Raw genomic sequence first — 21,428 nt, 5'->3', positions numbered from 1 at the left:
ATGCAAAAAAGCCCCGTCATTTCTGACGAGGCTTCGTTGTGTTGGCGGAGCGGACGGGACTCGAACCCGCGACCCCCGGCGTGACAGGCCGGTATTCTAACCAACTGAACTACCGCTCCAATTCTGTGTGAAACTCGATTAAATCAAATTTCTAGAATTTGGCGGAGAGATAGGGATTTGAACCCTAGATACGCTATAAACGTATGCCGGTTTTCAAGACCGGTGCTTTCAACCACTCAGCCATCTCTCCAATGCCGCGCATAATAGCGAGGTTAGCTTAATGTGTAAAGCTAAATTTTAACTAAAAATATCAACCGCTTAATTTTTACACTATCGTGTTAATTTGTGGTTTATTTAAATATAAAAAAGGCCAACAACTTGTCGACCTTTAATAATTACCAATAAGTGTTTAGTTTATTTTTCAGCAGCAATCACAGAAATTTCAACCAATAGAGTATCACGTGCCATACTAGCTTCAACACACGCACGTGCTGGTGCATGACCCGCTGGCACCCAGTTATCCCACACGGCATTCATTTCAGCAAACATACTCATATCTTTAATATAAATAGTTGCAGATAGCATGTGTTCTTTATCACTGCCCGCTTGTGCAAGCAGTACGTCAACTTTATCAAGCATGGTTTGTGTCTGCTCTGTAATGTCTTTAGTTGCATCGGCACAAACTTGACCACAAAGGTAAATAGTACCATTGTGCTTTACAACACGACTCATACGGGGTTTCGTTTCTTGGCGCTCGATCATAATGCTCTCTCTGATTGGTTTAAATAAGCAAATAATTCACTATTAACCCATCTAAGATAGCAAATAAATTTACTTTTTTATATTTTATTGCAAATAAATCTTCATTATTTGGTTAATGTATCTTCTAACCGTGCTTTCCAGATAGCCATTGCTAATGCAGGCTTACGCAAAATTTCTGGCGTTGGAATCCAACCATGTTTAATTTTAGCAAACACATCAAAACGTTCAGCAGTACCAGCCATTGCCTCAGCAACAACTTTACCCGCGATATTAGTCAGTCCGACACCATGACCGGTATAACCGTGCGCAACATAAATATCATTACCTAAATGATCAATTTGTGGCATATATGAACGTGTTACTGCAAATAACCCGCCCCAATGGTATTCCATTTTTACATCAGCAAGCTGAGGGAAGACAGTAATCATTCGCTGACGTAAACGCTCACTTGAATCACTATATTCACCATTGAATGGGTGATTAACACCACCAAACAAAATACGACCGTCTGGTGTTGGACGATAATAATCAAGACTATTATTCAAATCTGACATCGCCATCATATTACTGATCGGTTGACGATCGCCAAGTTGCTCAGTGACACCAATATATGACGCTACAGGCAACACAACACTTTGAGCTTTGCGATGTAATCCATCAAGATACGCATTACAAGCTAATAAAACTTGTTTAGCTTTAACCTGACCTTTAGGAGTATGGATAATATGTGGGTTACCCTTATCAAGTTTTACTGCAGGCGTATTCTCAAAAATAGTCGCACCTAAACTTAATGCTGCTTGTGCTAAACCTAAGGTGTAATTCAATGGGTGCATATGAGCACTATTTGAATCATAAAGCCCACCTAAATAGCGCTCAGTATGTGCAACTTGATTTACTTTATCTTTATCCCACCAGCTCGCACTTGGATAATCATAACGACCCTGTTTTAAGTCATACCAAGATTTTAGTTCTGTTTCTTGGCTTTTCTTCAACGCTAGTTCGATATAACCTTGTTGAAAATCACAATCAATATTAAATTTTTCAATCCGATCACGAGCAATATCAACCGCTTCACAAGATAAATCCCATAGCTGTTTGCCCCACTCTGGCCCGTATGTTTCATCAACTTCACGTAACCCTAAGCAATAACCCACTAAACACTGACCACCATTACGCCCAGATCCTCCCCATGCTAAACGTTGTGATTCAAGTACCACAACGGAGAATCCTTTTTGACGTAATTCAATCGCGGCATTTAACCCCGTCATACCGCCACCAATGATACATACATCAGCTTCAATCGCCTGATCAAGTAATGGCTGTTCTGGTAACGCATTAACGGTTGCTTGGTAGTAACTATCGATATATTGACTGCTGATTGACATTCCAATTGCCCACAAAAAAGTACAGGTTAAAAATCGCGCGGATGATGTCACGACTCTTATGCCTTCACAAGTAATTTATTACTGTGATTTGGCTCATAGTTTAGCTTGATAGTTTTTGACACTTAGGTAGTTAACTCTAATATCCGCGCTCAGATCTGACTTACCTGGTCAATTAGGGATAAACAATATGAAAAAGATATTTAAAGGGGTGACCACACTAGCATTCGCACTTTCAGCATTTAATGTTTCGGCAGCAAATGATGTGCTTAACGTTTACAACTGGGCTGAGTATATGCCAACAGATGTAATCAAAGCCTTTGAAAAAGAATATGATGTCACTGTTAACTACTCTACTTTTGATAATAACGAATCGATGTACACCAAACTTAAGCTACTCGATAGCAAGGGTTATGATGTCGCATTTGCTTCTACGTATTTTATTGAAAAAATGGCTCGTGAAGGCATGCTTGCAAAGATAGATAAAAGCAAAATGCATCACTTAACTGACATCTATCCTGGCTTAATGAAGCAGCCTTTCGATCCTAATAATGATTACTCTTTACCTTATGTATGGGGTGTGACTGGGATTAGTTACAATGCTGAAGTGATCACTCAAGATCAGGTAACTAGCTGGAAAGATCTATGGAACAAAAATTTTGAACAACAAGTAATGTTACTTGATGATGTTCGAGATGTATTTGGTATGGCACTACGAGCTCAAGGCCACAGCATTAACAGCACTAATGAAGCTGAGATAAAACAAGCCTACGAGAAGTTACGTCAGCTACGTTCAAACGTTGTCGTTTATAATTCTGATGCGCCGCATGTCCCTTATGTTACAGGGGAAGCTATGGTCGGTATGCAATGGAACGGTAACGCTTTTATGGCAAAACAAGAAATGCCAGAGCTTAAGTTTGTCTACCCAACAGAGGGCGCTATTTTATGGATGGATAATTTTATCGTCCCTAAAGGCAGTGAACATAAAGATCTCGCATTCAAATTTATCGACTTCTTTATGCGTCCAGAAAACCAGGCAAAAATTGTCGAAGAACTTGGCTTCCCGGCACCGAATAAACAAGCAAAGCAATTTTTACCAACTGAATTACAAAATGATCCAATGATTTTCCCAACTGACGAGCAAGTCAATAATGGCGAATTCACGGATGATGTTGGTCAAGCCGTTAATATTTACCAAAAATATTGGCAGATGCTAAAAAGCTAACAATAAAAAAGGCTACAGTTAACCATTAACTGTAGCCTCTCTATTTTCACAATAAAACCCGTAAAATTAGTTGATAACTAAACCAGCGGCATTAAGTTGGGGCACTAAATCTGTAATCGTACGTGGTATATTCCAATCAATACGAATTAACCTTGTACCCATCTTACGGCACGCTTGTGGTAATACTGCGTCATGAAACGCATCAATATCACTAATATATCCAAGCTCTAATCCCATTTCTTCTGCGCGCCCACGCTGACGCATGCGGCTATAAGCCACTTCAGGATCCGTCTTTAAGTAAATACAATAATCAATGGTCGGATATTGATTAATTTGGCTAATCAAGTGCTGATAACATGCCATATGTTGAGCAATATCTTCAGCAGTGCTGTTGTAATTAGCAATGCAAGCATGGGTAAAGACCAAATCACTCAGCAAAGAACGCTCAATAATATAGACCCCTTTTGGATCTAAATTATTCAGCAACTCAGCTCGTTGTGCTGTGATATAACATTGAAAATTGCTGCGCGCAGTAACGTTAAAAGGGTCGCGCGTAAATTCACCTAATAAATGTTGAAATTCAGGATCTGAATCTACAGGCTCTAAAATAGCTGTCGCGTTTAGTGCTGCCGCTAGTTGAGGGAGTAATGTCGATTTACCGGCACCGATATTACCTTCTACACATATAATTTGGGGCTTATCCAAGAATCTTTCCCTCTCAAGGTTTACAGATAAAAGAACCCACTTCGGTTCTTCTAGCGTTTACCAATGCTATAAACCCGACATTCTGAAACTAAACGTCGCAAAAAACCATCCCTTATATACTGTTTGGTGATTAATAAACCAAAACACTATGCTTTGAGTGCTAAAGCCGAACTAAATAAGACCACCCTTCCCATCTCAATTCAGCGAACATTAACTCTGTAGTAGAAGATAGAAATTTAATAAACCTAATCCATTTAGAAAATAACACCACTTCATATGCAAAATTTAGAGCATAAAACAGCTCCATCATGATAGCATTCGCAAAATTTATACATATAGGACAACAAAGTGTCATTTGAAGCTGCTATCGCATTTTTTGCTGCTATTTTCATTTTTGCAATAACACCAGGTCCCGGCGTATTTGCCATTTTAGCTAAAGCCATGGTTGAGGGGCCTCGAAAATGTGTAATGATGGCATTAGGCATGGTTTGTAGCGATCTACTCTACTTACAACTAGCCTGCTTTGGATTAGCAACGATTGCTGATAATTGGTCTGAAGTGTTCTTAATTATTCGTTATCTCGGTGCCGGATACTTAATTTATCTTGGTTATAAAATGTTTACGTCGTTATCTAAAGGTCAACACCCCCAAAATGACCAACAACCACAACAAACACCTTTAGCGAGTTTTAGCCATGGTTTTTTTATTTCCGCTTCTAACCCTAAAGTTATTTTGTTCTATGTTTCATTCTTACCGACATTTATTGATTTAACTCGCTTAAACCGTAGCGATATCATATTGGTATCAGCATTATCTTCAATCGCATTGATGTCTGCGATTATGTTAGTTGCTTATGGCGCTTCACGATTAGCGAAAGTCATTAAAACGCCAGCTGCACAACAGCGTTTAAACCAAACTGCAGGTGGAATTATGATTGCAGCCGGAGCATATTTAGCGATTAATAAGTAGTTGTTTGATTCGCGAGTAACTAACCTTGCGTCATTCTCGACAGCGAGGTTACGAGCGGCGATAGGGAATCTACTTTCCACGTATCGTAGAGTGACTGTTTTATTAGGGTTTTAACGTATGCTCAAACACGTGATGAATAGATCACGGATAGTTCGTACCTCTCTTCCGAGATGACGGATAATAACCTGTGTTATTATTTGTAAAAATAGCCATTCAAATAGACACAAAAAAGCCTCACATTGCTGACGAGGCTTCGTTGTGTAGTGAAGCGGACGGGACTTGCCATTCCGAAAATCAGCGCGACCCTCGGCGTGACAGACCTAACCGCTATTTCAACAAGCCTTTATTGTCTCTAAAACGCTTATCTTTAAAAATTACAAATGCAAAAAAGCCCCGTCATTTCTGACGAGGCTTCGTTGTGTTGGCGGAGCGGACGGGACTTGCCATTCCGAAAATCAGCGCGACCCTCGGCATGACAGACCTAACCGCTATTTCAACAAGCCTTTATTGTCTCTAAAACGCTTATCTTTAAAAATTACAAATGCAAAAAAGCCCCGTCATTTCTGACGAGGCTTCGTTGTGTTGGCGGAGCGGACGGGACTCGAACCCGCGACCCCCGGCGTGACAGGCCGGTATTCTAACCAACTGAACTACCGCTCCAATTCTGTATGAAACTCGATTAAATCAAATTTCTAGAATTTGGCGGAGAGATAGGGATTTGAACCCTAGATACGCTATAAACGTATGCCGGTTTTCAAGACCGGTGCTTTCAACCACTCAGCCATCTCTCCAATGGCGCGAATAATACCTATCATCACGGTGGCTGTAAAGCCTTTTTTGTCAAAAAAAATCATATTAGCTAATTTAATCTTAATTACTAACTAGAAGTATCAAAAAACAATCTTTCTGATTATAAAATTAGCATTTTCATATTGTTATCTATTTATAAATAAGCTTTATACAAAATGAACTATCGTTTGAATTAGCTTAGTTGCTAATTTCGCCGTCTGGTTATCGTAATCATATTCAGGGTTCAACTCAGCAATATCGACAATCTTGACTTTGCCACTTGCCATAATATGCTTAATCGCCCACTCAACCATTGATAAACTCACACCATGCATACGCGTCATATTAGCACCAGGCGCAATAGACGATGAAAAAACGTCCAGATCAATACTCAGCTGAATACAATCCACTTGCTCAATAAAGTTATCAAGTTGTGCCTGAATATGTTTTTTATTGCGAGTCGTCATTTGATTATCAAGTAACCACTGACAACCTAGTTCCTCTGCCAATTTAAACATTGCTTGTGAATTAGCGTGATCGCAAATACCTAAACCAAGAAAATCAAAACTACGTTGCTGTTCTTTGCTATAACACCACGCAGTATGAAATGCAGAACCCGCTCTTAATGATAATGACGGCCTAAGCTCAAAATGGGCATCAAAATTAATGACCCCTACACGAGGAGACGCTAGCATTCGTTGCTGATCTGCCACTGCTGATGCGGATAGTGACTCAGCACTAAAATCAGACAATGCTTGATAACTGGCAATTGATATTTCATGTCCGCCGCCAAGGACGACAGGAAAGTGACCATCGCGTAAGCTACGCAACAACAATTGATGCTGTCTTTGGCTTACAGCAACAAAACTCTGATCATCAATTGTTTGTTCAATATCACCAGCATCATAAAAAGGCAATTTTGTTTGTGAATGTGTACGCGGAAGTATGCGTCGAATACTCGCAGGGCCTTCTTTAGCCCCTTGTAAACCACGGCCCCAATCAAGACTAAGATCAGAGATCACCCCAACCAGCATAATTCCAGGCTGACATTGTTGAGTATAAGGGCTGATGAGCGTATGTTTACGATGGTATAACATCGGTTTTTGTGGCTCATTTTTAAATAACTTTTTTAATTGATCAACTAACATACGCCTATCTTCCCTATCTTTCACAAACAACACACACTAGTGTTGCGGTGGTAACGCTCTTGCTGCTTGCAATACACACATTACAATTTTATTTTTGCGGCTATTAATTCGCTCTGCTGGTGCCATGACACTGACCGCACCAACCACTTTATTACCGACAAATACTGGCGCACTAACACCGGAAACACCGACATCAATTTCTGAAGTACTGATTGCGAAGCCATCTTGTTTAATCAGATCTAACTCAGCAATCCAAGTATCGATCTGCTGTTGTTCAGTAATATCGTAATGTTCTAAAATTGTTAATTGGCGAGCCAATGGTAAGTAAGCCAGAATCACTTTGGCATATGCGCCACGAATCAGCGGCTGACTTTGACCTTTTTCATAACTACAACGCAGCGCGTATGGACTATCAATACTGTCAACACATAGCGCATTAAATCCAACTGCAACCATGTATGCTGACATCTCGCCAGTTTGCTGCTGTAAACGTTTTAAAATTGGCCTTACGCCATCTGGTAATGGCGAATTCATTTCAAAATTACGCTGAAGTTGTAATGCAGCTGGGCCTGCACTATAAGTATTACGGCCATGATTTTCTTCAATTAGGTTCCAATCACGAAGCAGAGCCAAATAGCGATATAAGCTACTTATTGGCATTTCCATTTCGGTACTGAGTTGTTGTGCTTGCAGCGGTACATTTGATGCTGCTATATGAATAAGCACTTGCAACAATTTTTCATTAGCACTGAGTGAATGAGTCACAGGTAGGTTATCTCTAATTTGTGTGATGATTATTTGTAACTAATTATATTGCTGACGACAAGTGTTATTCTTACATTATGAGAAAAATTAGGATTTATTTGACTTATTTTATTACCTTGCGAGAAATAAACCCATATTTGAAATCTTTCAGTCCAAAAATAAAACTCATGATTACTCTTTTTAACGGTGGTTTATTATTTCAACGTAAAAATAAAAAAATCGACTTTAGCCAGCATAAATACAGATCTAACTAGCCAGAATAAAGGGGTGCTGGTAAAATATTTGCATAATTGACCGTCTAAAACAGTAAAAGAGAGTGATTCCTCATGGGAAGAAAGTTCGAAGTACGCAAATTGTCTATGGCAAAAACCCAAGGCGCTAAGATCAAGGTTTACTCTAAGTACGGTAAAGAAATCTACGTTTGTGCTAAGAACGGTAGTCCAGATCCAGATAGCAACCTAGCACTTCGCCGTCTTATTGAAAAAGCGAAAAAGGATCAAGTACCAAGCCACGTTATCGATAAAGCAATTGATAAAGCGAAAGGCGGCGGCGGTGAAGATTACTCAACTGCACGTTACGAAGGTTTTGGCCCAGGCAACTGCATGGTTATCGTTGACTGTCTAACAGATAACAACAACCGTACTTTCATGGACGTTCGTCAAGCATTTGTTAAAAACAATGCGAAAATCGGTAGCCCAGGTACCGTTGGTCACATGTTTGAGCACCAAGCAGTATTTGAATTTAAAGGTACTGACGAAGAAGTTGTTCTTGAAAATCTAATGATGGAAGACGTTGACGTTACTGACATCACTTGTGAAGATGGCGAAATTACCATTTATGCTCCTCACACTGAATTCTTTAAAGTTAAAAATGCACTTGCTGCAACAATGGCTGACGTTGTTATTGACTCTGAAGAAATTGCTTTCGTGCCACAGACAATGACTGAATTGGCTGGTGACGATATCGCAATGTTTGAAAAATTCCTTGACGCACTAAACGATTGTGATGACGTGCAAAACGTTTACCACAATGCTGAAATGGCTGACTAATTTTAGACTGCAATTTCTTTGTAAAAAGGTCACCTCGGTGGCCTTTTTGTTTATTCATAATTATATATCACCCCGCTTAAAATTCAGCTTCAGTAGCACTTAAGCCATACCAACCCTCATGCCATTATTTTAATAATTACTTAGATATAATATTGAAGAAAAACACAACTATTCTACTTGTTCGTCTTATTATTTGAGCCTATAACTAATTGTAATATTAATTTATGTTCAATTAACGCGACTTATTTAAGCGGGAGTTCAAGGATAAATATGAATATTTTAATTGTATTAACGTCTCATCAAAATTTAGGTGAAACCACCGCTAAAACAGGGCTATGGCTAGATGAGTTCACAGTTCCGTTTTACGCCTTTAAAGATAATAACTACACCGTTACTCTCGCCTCTCCTAACGGTCAACAAGTACCCGTTGATCCAAAAAGTGACACGCCTGAACTGCAAACTGAATCAGTACTTCGCTTTAAAAATGATCCTGATGCTGTCACACAATTAGCCAATACATTATTACTGTCTACCATTAATCCTGCCGATTATGATGCAGTATTTTATCCTGGCGGTCATGGGCCACTATGGGATTTATCACAAGATATAGCATCACAAAAGATCATTGAATGGTGTTATCAAAACAATAAACCGACAGGCTTGGTCTGCCATGGACCCGCAGCGTTGAAAGCCCCAAAAAATCCCGATGGTAGCCCATTAATCACAGGTAAAAATGTCACCGGATTTAGTGATAGTGAAGAAGCCGCTGTTGGGCTAACCGAGGTTGTCCCTTTTTTACTTGAAGATATGCTAACAAGCCAAGGTGCACATTATAGTAAAGGAGCCGATTGGCAGAGCTATGTTGTTGTTGATAAAAATCTAATCACAGGACAAAACCCAGCGTCTGCACTGGCTGTTGCTACTGAAATCATTCATCAACTACAGGATCATTAATTAGCACTAAAATCCTTGTGCAAACATTTCTATTTATAATCATATCCTTATGTGGATAAATCAAAAAATAACATCTTATTAGCAACAAAAAATTATCGTTTAGCGATAATTTTTTGTTGCTTTAGGTGTGCTTCACGTTTACATTAGCACTCGTTAACCAACACGTAGTTCTAAATTAATCATGAGGTATATAATGAAAAAATATTTATTCTTATTGGCACTTAGTAGTATGTCTTATTTTGCTAATGCTGCAGATATTGTTCAATCTAAGCCAATGCTTGCGCAAATTAATAGTATTTCTGTTTACGCTGGGGATAATGTTGATAGTCAAAAAACAGCACTAAAAACAATTGATAAAGTCGCAGTTCCAGACTTTTCACACTGTGCCGTTTACCTCCCTAAAGAACAACAATCCGCTAGTACAAAAATCACTTTAAGCCGTACTAATGATGGTAAATTTTCAGTATCTTGTGGCAGTTAATTTCTTTATTAGATCATTTAATAACTTAATATTTGTTATTAAATAAAAAAGCCTAGCTATTCAATTAGCTAGGCTTTAAGTACTGGTTAACATTAGCGTTATAATTAGTTGTTATTCAGTGGCCAATGATCAAAATAGATATGGCTCGCTTGCCAATCAACCTTTTGATGGTTATCAGCTAATAGATAATGTGCAACGGTAAAGGCAAACTCAAAGCTAACCCCTAAACCACGTCCAGTAATAAATTGCCCATCAACGACAACTTTTTGTTTAACAAACTCACCGTCATCAAATTTTTCAGCTAATTTATCACCGGTTGTATACGTTCGTCCTTGTAATAAATGATGAGCTGCAAGTACTTTTGCACCCGAAGAACATAATGCACAAATATACTTATCAGCATCAATATGACGTTTTAAAAAAGCAATAACATTAGCGTTAGCTGACAAATTATCAGTGCCTTGCGGACCACCAGGCATCATCACCGCATCATAAGTGCTATCAAATTTATCCGCTAGAAGATAATCGGCACTAATTTTAGTTTCAAAGTAAGTATTAAGTGTGGTGGTTTCCATACAAGACAACACATCCACTTTAATATCTAAACGGCGCATAATGTCGATAAAAACGACCGCTTCCCCTTCTTCAAAACCATCAGCAAGAAGTACCGCAACGTGTTTTACATCCGTCATAATGATTCCCTATCTACCTAGCTGATCAATCATCGCTCGCACTTCACGTACATTAGCAGCAATAACATCCCAGTCATGATTATTGATAACACTTGTTGGCGCTATCCACGTACCACCACAAGCAATCACTTGAGGAATTGCTAAATACTCTCCCAAATTAAGCGGCGTAACTCCACCTGTTGGCATCAATTGGATCTGGCTGTAAGGCCCAACCAATGATTTGAGCATATTAATACCACCAGAGGCTTCTGCTGGAAAAAACTTAAGTGCACTCACACCAAGTTCTAATGCTTGCTCAACCGAACTGGGATTATTAACGCCTGGGATCATTTTAATGTTATTGGCTAAACAATATTTCACTGTCGTAGGATTAAACCCAGGGCTAATCACGAAATCAGCGCCGGCAGCCATAGCTGCATCGACTTGTTCAACGGTTAATACCGTCCCTGCACACAACACAATTTGTGGATAAGCAGCACGGATCAAGCGAATAGACTCAGCAGCGGCTGCGGTACGAAATGTAATTTCAGCAGCAGGCAAACCATTATCCACCAACACTTTAGCAAGAGGTACCGCATCCGCTGCATTGTCAATTTGAATGACAGGCATTACGCGTAATGCACGCAAACAATCAATCCATTCATTTGTCATCATAATTACTACTCATTAAATCCGTTAAATATTGGGTACATTGCTCAGGAATAACCGCCCCTCGATGCTGAATAACTTGTGCCGCGAGATTATTCCCCCACTGACAACATGCTGCCATTGGTAAATCTTTGGCCCATGCGGCTAAATAGGCTGCATTAAAAGAATCCCCTGCGGCTGTTGTATCAACAACGTGTTTAATCTTATTCCCGTCAATAAATCCTTGCTGACCTGCTTGTGACCACATTGCGCCTTTACTGCCTAATTTCACCACCACTTGTTCCACACCTAAACGGTGCAAACGCTCAGCAATCATTGGTGCTGGCGTATTGACTTCATCACGCAATAAATCTTCATCATCCGCAGTCACTAATGCAATATCCGCTAATCGATACAGTTCTGACAGCCATGTTTTTGCATGAGTAACGCCATTCCATAATCGAGGTCGATAATTAGAATCAACCGCAATTTTACAACCGGCAGCTTTCAAGTTTGCCAATGCTTCAATCAGCTTAATTTTGCCGTGCTCAGGTAAAATAGCTAAAGAGATCCCTGAAAGATAGATCAAATCGTAGGCTTTTAGTTGTGCCATAATTTGTGAAAACTGAGCATGTTCGCACATATAACGCGCCGCTGAATCATTGCGCCAATAATGAAAACTACGTTCACCTTGAGGATCGATTTCAATGGCGTACATACCTGGCAATTTAGTGTTTTCGCGCATCACAAACCGACAATCAATTCCCTCATGCTGCCATGCGTCAATCATGGCATTACTGTAATTGTCGACACCTAATGCTGTCACATAACTAGGTGATATTTTAGGAAGTAATCGAGAAAGATAGATGGCGGTATTAAGCGTATCACCACCAAAATTTTGATTCTGGGTCGCAAAAGGAGCACCACTAAGCTCAATCATGCACTCACCCAAAATAGCGATGTTGCGCTTTATTGCTGAATTTGGAAATGTCATTTTTCTTCACCTACTAAGCCATTGTTAGTTGTCAGAAAAAAGGCCATGATTGCGAGATATGGGAGCTCAATCATGGCCAAAAAACATCATCACTCAAAGTTATAAATGCAATACCAAATAAAGCGATTAGCTTCAGGGGGAAATGGTCTTGCATTGTGTCATCCCTGGCGAGAGGTCATAGTCTGTGGCTAATTACGCTTTTCCTTCGCTACCACATACACGAATTTTATCTTGAATCACTTTCTTCATTGCTGCTTTACCCGGAATGATATAGTGACGCGGATCATTCGCTTCAGGGTTTTCAATAAAGTATTGTTTCACTGCATCAGCAAAAGCAATTTTAAGTTCAGTAGCAACGTTCACTTTTGTAATGCCCAATTCGATGCAACGACGTACATCAGCATCTGGCACACCAGAAGCACCATGTAATACTAACGGTGTATCTGTTTTACTACGGATGATACCTAGACGATCAAAATCTAATCGCGGCTGCTCTTTATACATTCCGTGTGCAGTACCGATTGCAATCGCTAATGAATCAATACCTGTTGCATTAATAAATTCAACCGCAGCATCTGGATCGGTATAAAGTGCATCTTTATCTTCAACAATAAGATCGTCTTCTTGACCACCTAAACGACCTAATTCAGCTTCTACTGAACAATCCCAACCATGGCAAAACTGCACCACTTTACGAGTAATATCAATATTGCCTTCAAAGCTATGGTGAGAACCATCAATCATCGCAGACTTAATGCCCGCTTCTACTTTAGTGCGAATATCACTAAATGACTCATGGTGATCCATATGTAACGCAATCGGCGTTTGGTAAATATTTGCCGCTTTAAGACAGATACCCACTAAGTAATCAGTACCAGCGTAAGAATAAGTCCCAGGCGTACCAGCTAGAATAACTGGAGAACGCATCTCAGCAGCTGTTTCAAGCACAACTTGAATTGTCTCAAGATTATGAATATTAAAAGCAGGAACGGCATAGCCGCCTAGCTGCGCTTTTAGCAGCATTTCACGCGAAGAAACCAAAAACATAAAAAACCTCAAACCTTCCGTTAACTTTCGCTTTAGATAATATTCGAAAACAAAGACAAATAAAAAGATCTAAATCACATAAACACTTTCAAATCGAAAAAAAGTAACCAAATGAAATCAAAAGAAATGCGACATTTTGGATGAATAACAAGTAATACCTTTACGCAATAAGTTATTCTTCGGTCTTTCAGCTCGGCCAAGTATATTTTCAAGCCAGTAATGACGCGCTGATTGCGACTCTAACCGACGCGATAATGGATTTTGGTCAATGGTGTAATCATTTTTAAAGATCACTACCACCTCTTTCGTTTCGAAAACACCTATCACCTGAGCGTTAATGGCTGGCAATGCAAAATTAAAATCACCTTGTTCAACAGGTAATGGCTGTTGTGGTGCTTGCCACAAACCACATCTATCACCACAAAATAAAGCTATATTCAGTGCCCGCAACGACCAAAAACTACTTGCAGGCCCACTGTAGTTATCGACCAGACGACCATCATCTCCAAATAGCCCTTGGGTTGGTGCGCCATGTTGCATCGCGCCATGACTAATAAAATATTCTAGGCTCGTCGCAAAGGCACGTTGCGCTTCACCAGTAGCAATGACATCGCTATGTTGATCTACCGCCATAATAAGCGGTGCGGCAGCGGCTAAACGGTAACAAGCACTTCGACCAAAGAAAGGTAAGCCTTCAGCAGTAAATAAATAGCGATATTGACTAACAAAATCAGCTAAAGTTTGACGAATAAAATCACCATCAAAACTTGAATCTATTTGATCGAGCCAATATAACGAATAATGAAATCCCCACGCATTGTAGTAGTCATAATTCCCTTTAGCGCCGTCGCGGAACCAACCATCGCCGACATGAAATTTTTTTACTCGCTCATATTTATCGTAAGCAACTGTATCTTCACCGGTTAATACTTTAATCACCAATTGCACGGTTAATGGAAATAAATGCCAATTATTATCAACCGTTTGACAATGATTAACTTGCTTAAACCATGTGATTATTTGAGTTTGTTCTTGTGTCGTCATCTGTTGCCAAACATATTCACGACTGAGCCATAATGCCAATGCTAAATCAGCACTTTCACAAATACGCTGGTCATAATCGTGTAATTGACCCCAATAGCCAGCGTGTTGTGGGTCGGTTCCCGCTAAAAAAGCACGACGTAAGATTGCGACAATATCTAATGGCTTACCATTTAAGCCCGCTAATGGTTGTGGTCCATGCTGACTTACCCATGCCGCTAAGGTTGGTAATACTCGACTCGTACCTTCCATTGCATCAGTGCGCGCACTTTGCTGACTTGGGCGGCCAGGATAATAGGCATGGCTATAATCCCATACCGCATAATGTTCAAACGCTTCAGCGACATAACGTACTAAGTATTCACATTTACTCTCAATGCTTACATCAGCTTTAGCAAAACATTCCGCCACAGCCTCATCATTAATAGAATACGTTGAGGCTTTCATTTTTAAACGTACCAACCGCTGTTTAAATAATTTCAAATACATCGCAGTGGTCGGGTGTTCATAAGGAATGGTGGGTCGTTCAGTAGCGCTAATATTCTTGGCGGTATATAACGCTTGTGGTGCGATATGGTGGGATTTTGTCGCTACATCTAACTCAGTTACTGCGGCCGTCGTTTGAACATCATTTATCATTGTCTGTTCTCCATGAACAATAACGCACCACTACCACGTGGATAATATCTCAACATGATCGTGGTGCGATAAAGAGTGATTCGTTATTAACTTTTTGCTGATTCAGTTAGCACGTGATAACGATCTTGTCCCCATGCAACTGGTTTTGGTTTATCTTTAATCCACTCATAAAAAGCTTGCTTCATTTGCTTCACTTTTTGAGGATATTGCTGAGCAAGATCTTTTGATTCACTAGGATCAAGCTTGTCATTGAATAATTTCACTTTATTCGTGCCATCATCATAGAAATATAATGCCCAATCCTGATCACGAATCGCCCATGAGCCTTTTGATAATTTTTCTAGATTTGGATTTTGCGGAATATCATTGGATTCATAGGTGATCCATTTCCAGTAACCATGCCAAAAAGCATCATTTTCTTCGCTGTAATGCTTCGCACCAGGGCCTGCCCAGTAAATATATTGGTGCGGAGATTGCTTGGTTTTACCTTCAAGTACTGGCAAAATATTTTTACCGTCAACATTCATATCTGCTGGAATTTCAATACCCGCAGCACTTAACGCTGTTGGCAGAATATCTAACGCAGAAATCAAAGTATCATTAGTCCCCCCCGCTGGAATATGCTTCGGCCAATAAGCTACAAACGGTACACGCACGCCACCGTTATACATCTGACCTTTGTAACCACGATCCATGCCATTCATTGGCATTGGTGACTCATGTACAGCGCCATTATCGGATAAGAAGAAAATTAACGTATTGTCTAACTCACCTTTTTTCTTTAGTAGATCAACAATTTGCCCAAGTCCTTCATCAGCAGCATTGATCGCAGCAAAATATTTATCCGCTTCAACGTTACCTGTTTTAAAACGTTCCATATATTTCGCAGGTGACGCTTCTTCTAATGGAATATGCGGCACACTAAACGCAAGATTAATAAAGAAAGGTTTATCACCACTTTGCTCTATAAACTGCAACGCTTCGTTGGTAAGGTTATGCGTTAAATACCCCGGTGCAGGAATATTTTTACCATTTTGATAAATAGCGGGTGAATCCCATAATGCAGCACCAGAGGCGTAAAAACTGTAGGAATAATTGAATCCACGTTGTTCTGGTGAATATTCTTTTGGCGTTACAGGGATCTGATTATCGTGATAATCACGAGTTTTATTGTTATCAGCAACGGCATTTTTACTGCTTATTTTTGAATTGTGCCACTTACCAATATTGGCAGTATTGTAACCATTTTCTTGAAATAGAGCGGGCAATAACTTGATATCTAACGGCACCCCTTGCAACGCATCATCATTACTATAGGTACCAAAACTGGTTGGGTAACGGCCAGTAAAAATACCTGCTCGCGAAGGACCACAAACAGGATGAGCCACAAAGGCATTAGTCATTTTCACGCCATTAGCCGCAAGCTCTGCAACGGTTGGCATCGCCCTTTTCGCCGCATCGACCATTTTATCGAAATCACCTTGATAACGAACAGGCACAGGGCGTTGAGCTAAGGTTTTTTTATCTAAGCTATCTAAAGCAAAATCTAACTGACCTGTCCCCAGATCATCCATCACCACTAATAATACATTGGGCTGTTTTACCGTAGCTGTTGTTGGGGCAGCATTCGCTACAGCAGAAGAGGCCATGCAAGCAGCCGCTACAAAACTCGCAATTATCGTCTTCTTCGTCGAGGACAGATTCATTGTATACTCCTTGTAATATACTGCTGTAACACACAGCAATACGTCTTAAAATTCAATTTAATAATCAAGATTATGCTGAGCGAAGTTGCGCTAAATAAGGTAATGCGTCAGCGGCTGTGCCACCTTGCTGAATCGCCTGACTCATCATATGCATCGCGGGTGCGGTATGACGGAAAATCTGTTGATATGAGCCACACAAATAATTTTGTTTATGCTTTTCACCAGCAACACTAACTAAGCGATGTTTTGGACAACCGCCGTAGCACAAACCATGCACCTCACACTGCAGGCATTGTTGGGTCAACTTTTGAGATTTTGCATTCCCAAAACGCTGTTGCTGTTTACTGGTTGCTAGTTTCACAAGATTCGTAGCGGCAATATTGCCAAGTTTATTGGCGGGATAAACATAATGATCACACGAATAAATATCACCATTGGCTTCAATCACCATTGCTTGCCCACAGTTTTTTGATTGCACACAGACTGATGCTGGATAACCAAGCCAAGTCGCTAAAATACTGTCAAACATGCGTACAAACACAGTACCAACGTCATGCTGTAGCCACTCATCAAAGACTTCGCTCATAAATTGACCATAGCCATTCGCGGGAACAGAAAAGTGAGTTAATGGTGCATCTTTTTGTGGCGAATAATGACCATTACTATTAGCTTGGTATTGAGCTTGCACTTCAACAATAGGAATAAACTGTAAATGACGAGCACCTAGCGACGTTAAAAAACGGTAGGTTTCACGGCCTTTATTCCAATTTTGATCATTGATAACCGTGAGAATATTAAATTCAACCTTATATTCTAAAAGCAATTCAATGGCTTTTTTCACTCGCTCAAAAGTCGGTTTACCATTCACTGAAATACGATATTTATCATGCACATCAGGAGTACCATCAACAGAAACACCAATTAAAAACTTATGCTCGAAGAAAAATTGCGCCCACTGACGGTTAATAGCAACCGCATTGGTTTGAAAACTATTGGTAATTGTTTTACCTGCGCCATATTGAGCTTGGTATTTCACTACATTGCGGAAAAAATCTAGACCAGCAAGCGTTGGCTCTCCACCCTGCCATGAAAAATCAATCTCAGTGCTATTTTGACTCGCAATATAATCACGCACATAACGTTTTAACATTACGTCAGACATTTGGTCACTGCTTGGCGTTTCAGAGGTAGCAGCAGAACTGCATTGATTATTACTTGTACGACCAACGACGGTTTCTTTTTCGAGATAAAAACAGTAATCACACTTTAAATTGCAGCGATAACTGGTTGGCTTAGCCATCATATGAAAACGTGCTTGCTGCGAATGAGATGAAGACAAAGCCATATCTAACCTTTTTAAATGCTTTCGAAATACTGATGGCATATATTACGAAAGAAAACGAAAGATTAAAGCGGCAAAGATCACAAACGAACAAAAATGAAAGTCAACGTAAGTGTTTTACTGAATAAATCGAAAACTGAAAATAAAAAATGCCACTAAATATATAAAATACATATTCAGTGGCAGCTATATAATACAAGTCTCTTAATTAACAGCTAATATTTTCAGTGTAAACGGATAACTTTGACCCACGAGCTCCGCAACATTTATGATGAGATTTCCTTGACCATCAAGTTGTAATCGCTGCTCAACATCACTCATAATTTTAACTGGCTGGTTTAACATTATATGTAACGTCGTTTGAGTTTGTAATGGATCACTAACGGCAATCTTTAGTTCTCGACCCTCTTTTTCAACCATCAATGCCATTTTTGATAATGTGGAGATCTGGTTAGTTATCACTACAGCTTGTTCTGTCCATACATTCGCTGCTGTTACATGCTCATCTTTATGAGTGATGATATGTGCCAGGTTATCATTACGACGTACTTTAATTGGCATTTCTTCAGCAAACTCTTGAGCATCTTCTTGATCAGCATTAGGCATCAACACATACGCATAGTGATCATTTTGAGGTGTTTGATCTATAGTCGCAGAAATAAAGTTAGCACTGACTTGTCCATTACGAGTGCCTATCTCACTCCAATCTCCACTACGTAACTGCTGACCAATAGTCACTGTTGTTGGTTTTAAGAATACATAGCTGATATCTGCATCATTAATCTCGTCATTAGTCAGTGTTAATGTACGCAATTTCATGGTGTGATTTAACTGTGGCAGCCACTGCTTACCATTAACAAACAACTGATTGTTACCACTCTCGGCTAATTTTCTATTCATGACTGTGGTGGTTATATCCGCAGCGATAGTTGAGCTAATATCTGAGCCTAACATCACCACTTGATCATCAAACATAAACCATGATTTTTTAGCGGTTAAGGTATTATCCCAGTTACTAAATTCCATCCCTGCCGCCCCTATACCATCAAAAGCAACCGAACCAACCCATTCCATTTGTGTTTGGCGACCACCACGAATTTGATTACGCTGGCCATCACAATCTGTCATCAATTGATTGTCTACCGTGGTACCTTCCAAACGGTAGCGATTTACCGCAGGCCAATAGTTTTGGTAGTGATCTAGCTGACCATTATAGAGGTAACCCATCCCATCACCGGTAAACCATCCCTGCTTATTTTCATTATTCATGCATTCAAAATTACCAAGGCGGCTAGAATGCATTGCTAAACTAAAGCTCCAATCATCTCCTCGATACACAACGCGATCCATTGCCGGATAATTAAAGAAACCTTGCAACTGTTGCTCACTATCGACACTACTATCAGCGACTAATGCTTTTGCTTTTTGGTAATTACCTACATGATTAATCGAGGTAAAAAAGTCGAGAGATGTATCTTGCGTAATGTGGGTTTTAATTAAACTTTGTAACTGTCGTTTTGTTTGAGGCTCAGCACCATCAAGATAATGTAATAGTGATGCGATAACTGAGTGCCCGACATTATGGCCTTGCTCTGTCGGCCGAGAAATAGCACGTCCGTTTACAAACTCCATCATGGTGCCGCGCTCTAATAATGGCGCATAACTTTTAAAAATAATCGGGTAAATATTTTTCAGAACCGGATCAGTTGCTTGCCAAGGTGAGCCAGCAACTAAATCTAATTGCGCGCCTAAACCATTGAGTAATACATTGCCATAGGTACCGTTATAGGCAATATCATAATGTTGTAAAAAGCTGCCATCACTATAAAAGCCATCACTGGTTGTAACTTCAGCTAACACTGGTGATAAAGCAGCAATAGATGCTTCTATCTCAGCACTATTATTATCAAGAATCCCTCGTAAAATAACTACTTGGGTATTATCAGTTCGGTTACCACCAGTCGATAAACGGTAATGAGGATTACTTGAAACATCAGCTCCAGCCCCAGCACCAAGATGCGTTGTCTCTGGCGTAAAATAGCGCGTTGCTTGCGTGTGAGCCGCAATTAAGTCAGACGGTAATTGGTCATATAACAGCACTAAAATATTATGAATATCTTTAGGTGTACCCAACTCCCAGTGCCACCAATTACCCCATTCTTTGACGCCAACTTTATAATAATGTTGGTTAAGGAATGTCATACCATCGATAATGGCACTTAATAACTCAGCATTATTCTGTAACCGTCCATCGCGTAGACGGTAAGCTTTCGCCATGCTAAATAATCGCTGGTAAGAGGTGCGAATATTAGCTCCTAAGACTTTTTTTCCTGTAGCTGTTTGAGGATCTAACACTAAATCATTCCACAGCTCAGTTCGCGCTAAATCCGTTTGCATCGATGACCAATGTCGCTCAGCTGCATTATTGGTCGTAATAACAGTTTGTTTCAATGTCGCGTCAAAAGGAATATTAGCATCACCAAGAAAGCTCGCCGCCCAACGTTGGCGTAACGCTTGATACTCAGCCAAAGCCGATGTTTGTTGATGATTAGCAACAACTGTGGAATTAAGTTGAGCAAATACAGAGGTAGGTACTATCAATGTTGATAATGCCACGGCAATAGATACCGCTAAATTAGCGCGCTTCATTATTCCTTTATCCTTCCGTTATTAAGTTTCGTTTAATTACGGTAACGGATAACATGAAAGTAAAAAAGTACACGCATCACTATTAATCGTTTAAAAAATGGTCATAATTTCATTTTTATTCACAATATCACAACCGAAAGTAAACATAGCTAAAAACGAAAGCCAGAATCACTTAATACGTATTGGGCTTAACCATCCCCCAAATGGGCTTACTACAAATGCTATAAAAACCAAGCCATACCTGAGTATTTAATTACACCGAATAAATTAAGATAACCGCAGGAACACAAACAACCACAACACTAAATAGCGCCATAATCAAAAGTAAATGAAAGAAAAAAGGCAGCGTGAAAACTAAAAAAGCGTGATACTTATTCACAAATGAAAAAACAAAAGCATATGAAAGAGTTGTTAATAATAAGGAAGTGATGGGGATCAATATTTTGCTACATCGGTTTAATT

The 21,428-nt window shown here is 39.8% G+C and carries 18 protein-coding genes and 4 tRNA genes; 5 read left to right on the top strand and 17 right to left on the bottom strand.

The window, feature by feature from the left end:
* Positions 1 to 42: 42 nt before the first annotated feature.
* From C0W29_RS16160 to C0W29_RS16145, 4 genes are all read right to left on the bottom strand, one after another.
* Positions 43 to 119: transfer RNA gene (locus tag C0W29_RS16160), tRNA-Asp, on the bottom strand.
* A 40-nt stretch (positions 120 to 159) separates the two neighbouring features.
* Positions 160 to 250 (bottom strand) — tRNA-Ser (locus C0W29_RS16155).
* A 164-nt stretch (positions 251 to 414) separates the two neighbouring features.
* The gene (locus C0W29_RS16150; RefSeq protein WP_045044189.1) at positions 415 to 762 is read right to left on the bottom strand and encodes a RidA family protein; all 348 of its coding nucleotides are present in this window, start codon (positions 760 to 762) and stop codon (positions 415 to 417) included.
* A 104-nt stretch (positions 763 to 866) separates the two neighbouring features.
* Complete coding sequence (locus C0W29_RS16145) at positions 867 to 2,147, bottom strand: NAD(P)/FAD-dependent oxidoreductase (protein WP_045044190.1); 1,281 nt, start codon at positions 2,145 to 2,147, stop codon at positions 867 to 869.
* 187 nt (positions 2,148 to 2,334) lie between these two features.
* Between C0W29_RS16145 and C0W29_RS16140 the strand changes: the two genes are divergently transcribed.
* Positions 2,335 to 3,369, top strand: a complete 1,035-nt coding sequence (locus C0W29_RS16140) for an ABC transporter substrate-binding protein (RefSeq protein ID WP_045044191.1) — start codon at positions 2,335 to 2,337, stop codon at positions 3,367 to 3,369.
* 66 nt (positions 3,370 to 3,435) lie between these two features.
* On the opposite strand, the gene C0W29_RS16135 is transcribed toward C0W29_RS16140, so the two are convergent.
* The gene (locus C0W29_RS16135; protein WP_045045752.1) at positions 3,436 to 4,074 is read right to left on the bottom strand and encodes a deoxynucleoside kinase; all 639 of its coding nucleotides are present in this window, start codon (positions 4,072 to 4,074) and stop codon (positions 3,436 to 3,438) included.
* 348 nt (positions 4,075 to 4,422) lie between these two features.
* On the opposite strand from C0W29_RS16135, the gene C0W29_RS16130 reads away from it, so the two are divergent.
* Positions 4,423 to 5,043 (top strand): LysE family translocator, encoded by a 621-nt coding sequence (locus C0W29_RS16130; RefSeq protein ID WP_107174199.1) that lies wholly within the window; start codon positions 4,423 to 4,425, stop codon positions 5,041 to 5,043.
* A gap of 583 nt (positions 5,044 to 5,626) precedes the next feature.
* On the opposite strand, the gene C0W29_RS16125 is transcribed toward C0W29_RS16130, so the two are convergent.
* The 4 genes from C0W29_RS16125 to C0W29_RS16110 form a co-directional block, all read right to left on the bottom strand.
* Positions 5,627 to 5,703 (bottom strand) — tRNA-Asp (locus C0W29_RS16125).
* 40 nt (positions 5,704 to 5,743) lie between these two features.
* A tRNA-Ser gene (locus tag C0W29_RS16120) sits at positions 5,744 to 5,834 on the bottom strand.
* Between the two features lie 165 nt (positions 5,835 to 5,999).
* On the bottom strand, positions 6,000 to 6,980 hold the full coding sequence (locus C0W29_RS16115) for a formimidoylglutamase (RefSeq protein WP_045045753.1): 981 nt from the start codon (positions 6,978 to 6,980) through the stop codon (positions 6,000 to 6,002).
* A gap of 36 nt (positions 6,981 to 7,016) precedes the next feature.
* A complete protein-coding gene (locus tag C0W29_RS16110; RefSeq protein WP_045045754.1) occupies positions 7,017 to 7,745 on the bottom strand; it encodes an IclR family transcriptional regulator in 729 nt (242 codons plus the stop codon).
* Between the two features lie 326 nt (positions 7,746 to 8,071).
* Here C0W29_RS16110 and C0W29_RS16105 point away from each other — a divergent pair, with 326 nt between their 5' ends.
* The 3 genes from C0W29_RS16105 to C0W29_RS16095 all read left to right on the top strand — a co-directional run bounded on the left by C0W29_RS16105 (position 8,072) and on the right by C0W29_RS16095 (position 10,229).
* Complete coding sequence (locus C0W29_RS16105; RefSeq protein ID WP_036791483.1) at positions 8,072 to 8,794, top strand: YebC/PmpR family DNA-binding transcriptional regulator; 723 nt, start codon at positions 8,072 to 8,074, stop codon at positions 8,792 to 8,794.
* Positions 8,795 to 9,064: 270 nt separating this feature from the next.
* Positions 9,065 to 9,748 carry a type 1 glutamine amidotransferase domain-containing protein gene (locus C0W29_RS16100; protein ID WP_045045755.1) on the top strand — a complete coding sequence of 228 codons (684 nt, stop codon included), beginning with the start codon at positions 9,065 to 9,067 and terminating at the stop codon, positions 9,746 to 9,748.
* A gap of 193 nt (positions 9,749 to 9,941) precedes the next feature.
* Positions 9,942 to 10,229 (top strand): hypothetical protein, encoded by a 288-nt coding sequence (locus tag C0W29_RS16095; protein ID WP_036791489.1) that lies wholly within the window; start codon positions 9,942 to 9,944, stop codon positions 10,227 to 10,229.
* Positions 10,230 to 10,333: 104 nt separating this feature from the next.
* On the opposite strand, the gene C0W29_RS16090 is transcribed toward C0W29_RS16095, so the two are convergent.
* The 8 genes from C0W29_RS16090 to C0W29_RS16055 all read right to left on the bottom strand — a co-directional run bounded on the left by C0W29_RS16090 (position 10,334) and on the right by C0W29_RS16055 (position 20,966).
* The gene (locus C0W29_RS16090) at positions 10,334 to 10,921 is read right to left on the bottom strand and encodes a DJ-1/PfpI family protein (protein WP_045045756.1); all 588 of its coding nucleotides are present in this window, start codon (positions 10,919 to 10,921) and stop codon (positions 10,334 to 10,336) included.
* A gap of 9 nt (positions 10,922 to 10,930) precedes the next feature.
* Positions 10,931 to 11,575, bottom strand: a complete 645-nt coding sequence (locus C0W29_RS16085) for a bifunctional 4-hydroxy-2-oxoglutarate aldolase/2-dehydro-3-deoxy-phosphogluconate aldolase (protein ID WP_045042863.1) — start codon at positions 11,573 to 11,575, stop codon at positions 10,931 to 10,933.
* Positions 11,562 to 12,542, bottom strand: a complete 981-nt coding sequence (locus C0W29_RS16080; RefSeq protein ID WP_052671728.1) for a sugar kinase — start codon at positions 12,540 to 12,542, stop codon at positions 11,562 to 11,564. The genes C0W29_RS16085 and C0W29_RS16080 overlap by 14 nt, the downstream gene beginning before the upstream one ends.
* Positions 12,543 to 12,734: 192 nt before the next feature.
* Positions 12,735 to 13,589 carry a tagatose bisphosphate family class II aldolase gene (locus C0W29_RS16075; protein WP_036791499.1) on the bottom strand — a complete coding sequence of 285 codons (855 nt, stop codon included), beginning with the start codon at positions 13,587 to 13,589 and terminating at the stop codon, positions 12,735 to 12,737.
* A 117-nt stretch (positions 13,590 to 13,706) separates the two neighbouring features.
* Positions 13,707 to 15,269 (bottom strand): DUF2264 domain-containing protein, encoded by a 1,563-nt coding sequence (locus C0W29_RS16070; protein WP_080895473.1) that lies wholly within the window; start codon positions 15,267 to 15,269, stop codon positions 13,707 to 13,709.
* Between the two features lie 86 nt (positions 15,270 to 15,355).
* Positions 15,356 to 16,975 (bottom strand): sulfatase family protein, encoded by a 1,620-nt coding sequence (locus C0W29_RS16065; RefSeq protein ID WP_036791504.1) that lies wholly within the window; start codon positions 16,973 to 16,975, stop codon positions 15,356 to 15,358.
* A 70-nt stretch (positions 16,976 to 17,045) separates the two neighbouring features.
* Complete coding sequence (locus tag C0W29_RS16060) at positions 17,046 to 18,320, bottom strand: anaerobic sulfatase maturase (protein ID WP_045045757.1); 1,275 nt, start codon at positions 18,318 to 18,320, stop codon at positions 17,046 to 17,048.
* 201 nt (positions 18,321 to 18,521) lie between these two features.
* On the bottom strand, positions 18,522 to 20,966 hold the full coding sequence (locus C0W29_RS16055; RefSeq protein ID WP_045045758.1) for a polysaccharide lyase 8 family protein: 2,445 nt from the start codon (positions 20,964 to 20,966) through the stop codon (positions 18,522 to 18,524).
* Positions 20,967 to 21,428 lie beyond the last annotated feature (462 nt).

This window comes from Photobacterium kishitanii, assembly GCF_003026355.1.
Taxonomy (GTDB): domain Bacteria; phylum Pseudomonadota; class Gammaproteobacteria; order Enterobacterales; family Vibrionaceae; genus Photobacterium; species Photobacterium kishitanii.
Note: the sequence above shows the minus strand (reverse complement) of the source record. Positions and strands in the feature narration are given on the sequence as shown.

Excerpts from the sequence above, each read along its gene's own strand:
- C0W29_RS16150 (WP_045044189.1), bottom strand. The coding sequence starts at position 762 with ATGATCGAGCGCCAAGAAACGAAACCCCGTATGAGTCGTGTTGTAAAG.
- C0W29_RS16145 (WP_045044190.1), bottom strand. The coding sequence starts at position 2,147 with ATGTCAATCAGCAGTCAATATATCGATAGTTACTACCAAGCAACCGTT.
- C0W29_RS16140 (WP_045044191.1), top strand. The coding sequence starts at position 2,335 with ATGAAAAAGATATTTAAAGGGGTGACCACACTAGCATTCGCACTTTCA.
- C0W29_RS16115 (WP_045045753.1), bottom strand. The coding sequence starts at position 6,980 with ATGTTAGTTGATCAATTAAAAAAGTTATTTAAAAATGAGCCACAAAAA.
- C0W29_RS16105 (WP_036791483.1), top strand. The coding sequence starts at position 8,072 with ATGGGAAGAAAGTTCGAAGTACGCAAATTGTCTATGGCAAAAACCCAA.
- C0W29_RS16100 (WP_045045755.1), top strand. The coding sequence starts at position 9,065 with ATGAATATTTTAATTGTATTAACGTCTCATCAAAATTTAGGTGAAACC.
- C0W29_RS16095 (WP_036791489.1), top strand. The coding sequence starts at position 9,942 with ATGAAAAAATATTTATTCTTATTGGCACTTAGTAGTATGTCTTATTTT.
- C0W29_RS16090 (WP_045045756.1), bottom strand. The coding sequence starts at position 10,921 with ATGACGGATGTAAAACACGTTGCGGTACTTCTTGCTGATGGTTTTGAA.
- C0W29_RS16085 (WP_045042863.1), bottom strand. The coding sequence starts at position 11,575 with ATGATGACAAATGAATGGATTGATTGTTTGCGTGCATTACGCGTAATG.
- C0W29_RS16080 (WP_052671728.1), bottom strand. The coding sequence starts at position 12,542 with ATGACATTTCCAAATTCAGCAATAAAGCGCAACATCGCTATTTTGGGT.
- C0W29_RS16075 (WP_036791499.1), bottom strand. The coding sequence starts at position 13,589 with ATGTTTTTGGTTTCTTCGCGTGAAATGCTGCTAAAAGCGCAGCTAGGC.
- C0W29_RS16070 (WP_080895473.1), bottom strand. The coding sequence starts at position 15,269 with ATGATAAATGATGTTCAAACGACGGCCGCAGTAACTGAGTTAGATGTA.
- C0W29_RS16065 (WP_036791504.1), bottom strand. The coding sequence starts at position 16,975 with ATGAATCTGTCCTCGACGAAGAAGACGATAATTGCGAGTTTTGTAGCG.
- C0W29_RS16060 (WP_045045757.1), bottom strand. The coding sequence starts at position 18,320 with ATGGCTTTGTCTTCATCTCATTCGCAGCAAGCACGTTTTCATATGATG.
- C0W29_RS16055 (WP_045045758.1), bottom strand. The coding sequence starts at position 20,966 with ATGAAGCGCGCTAATTTAGCGGTATCTATTGCCGTGGCATTATCAACA.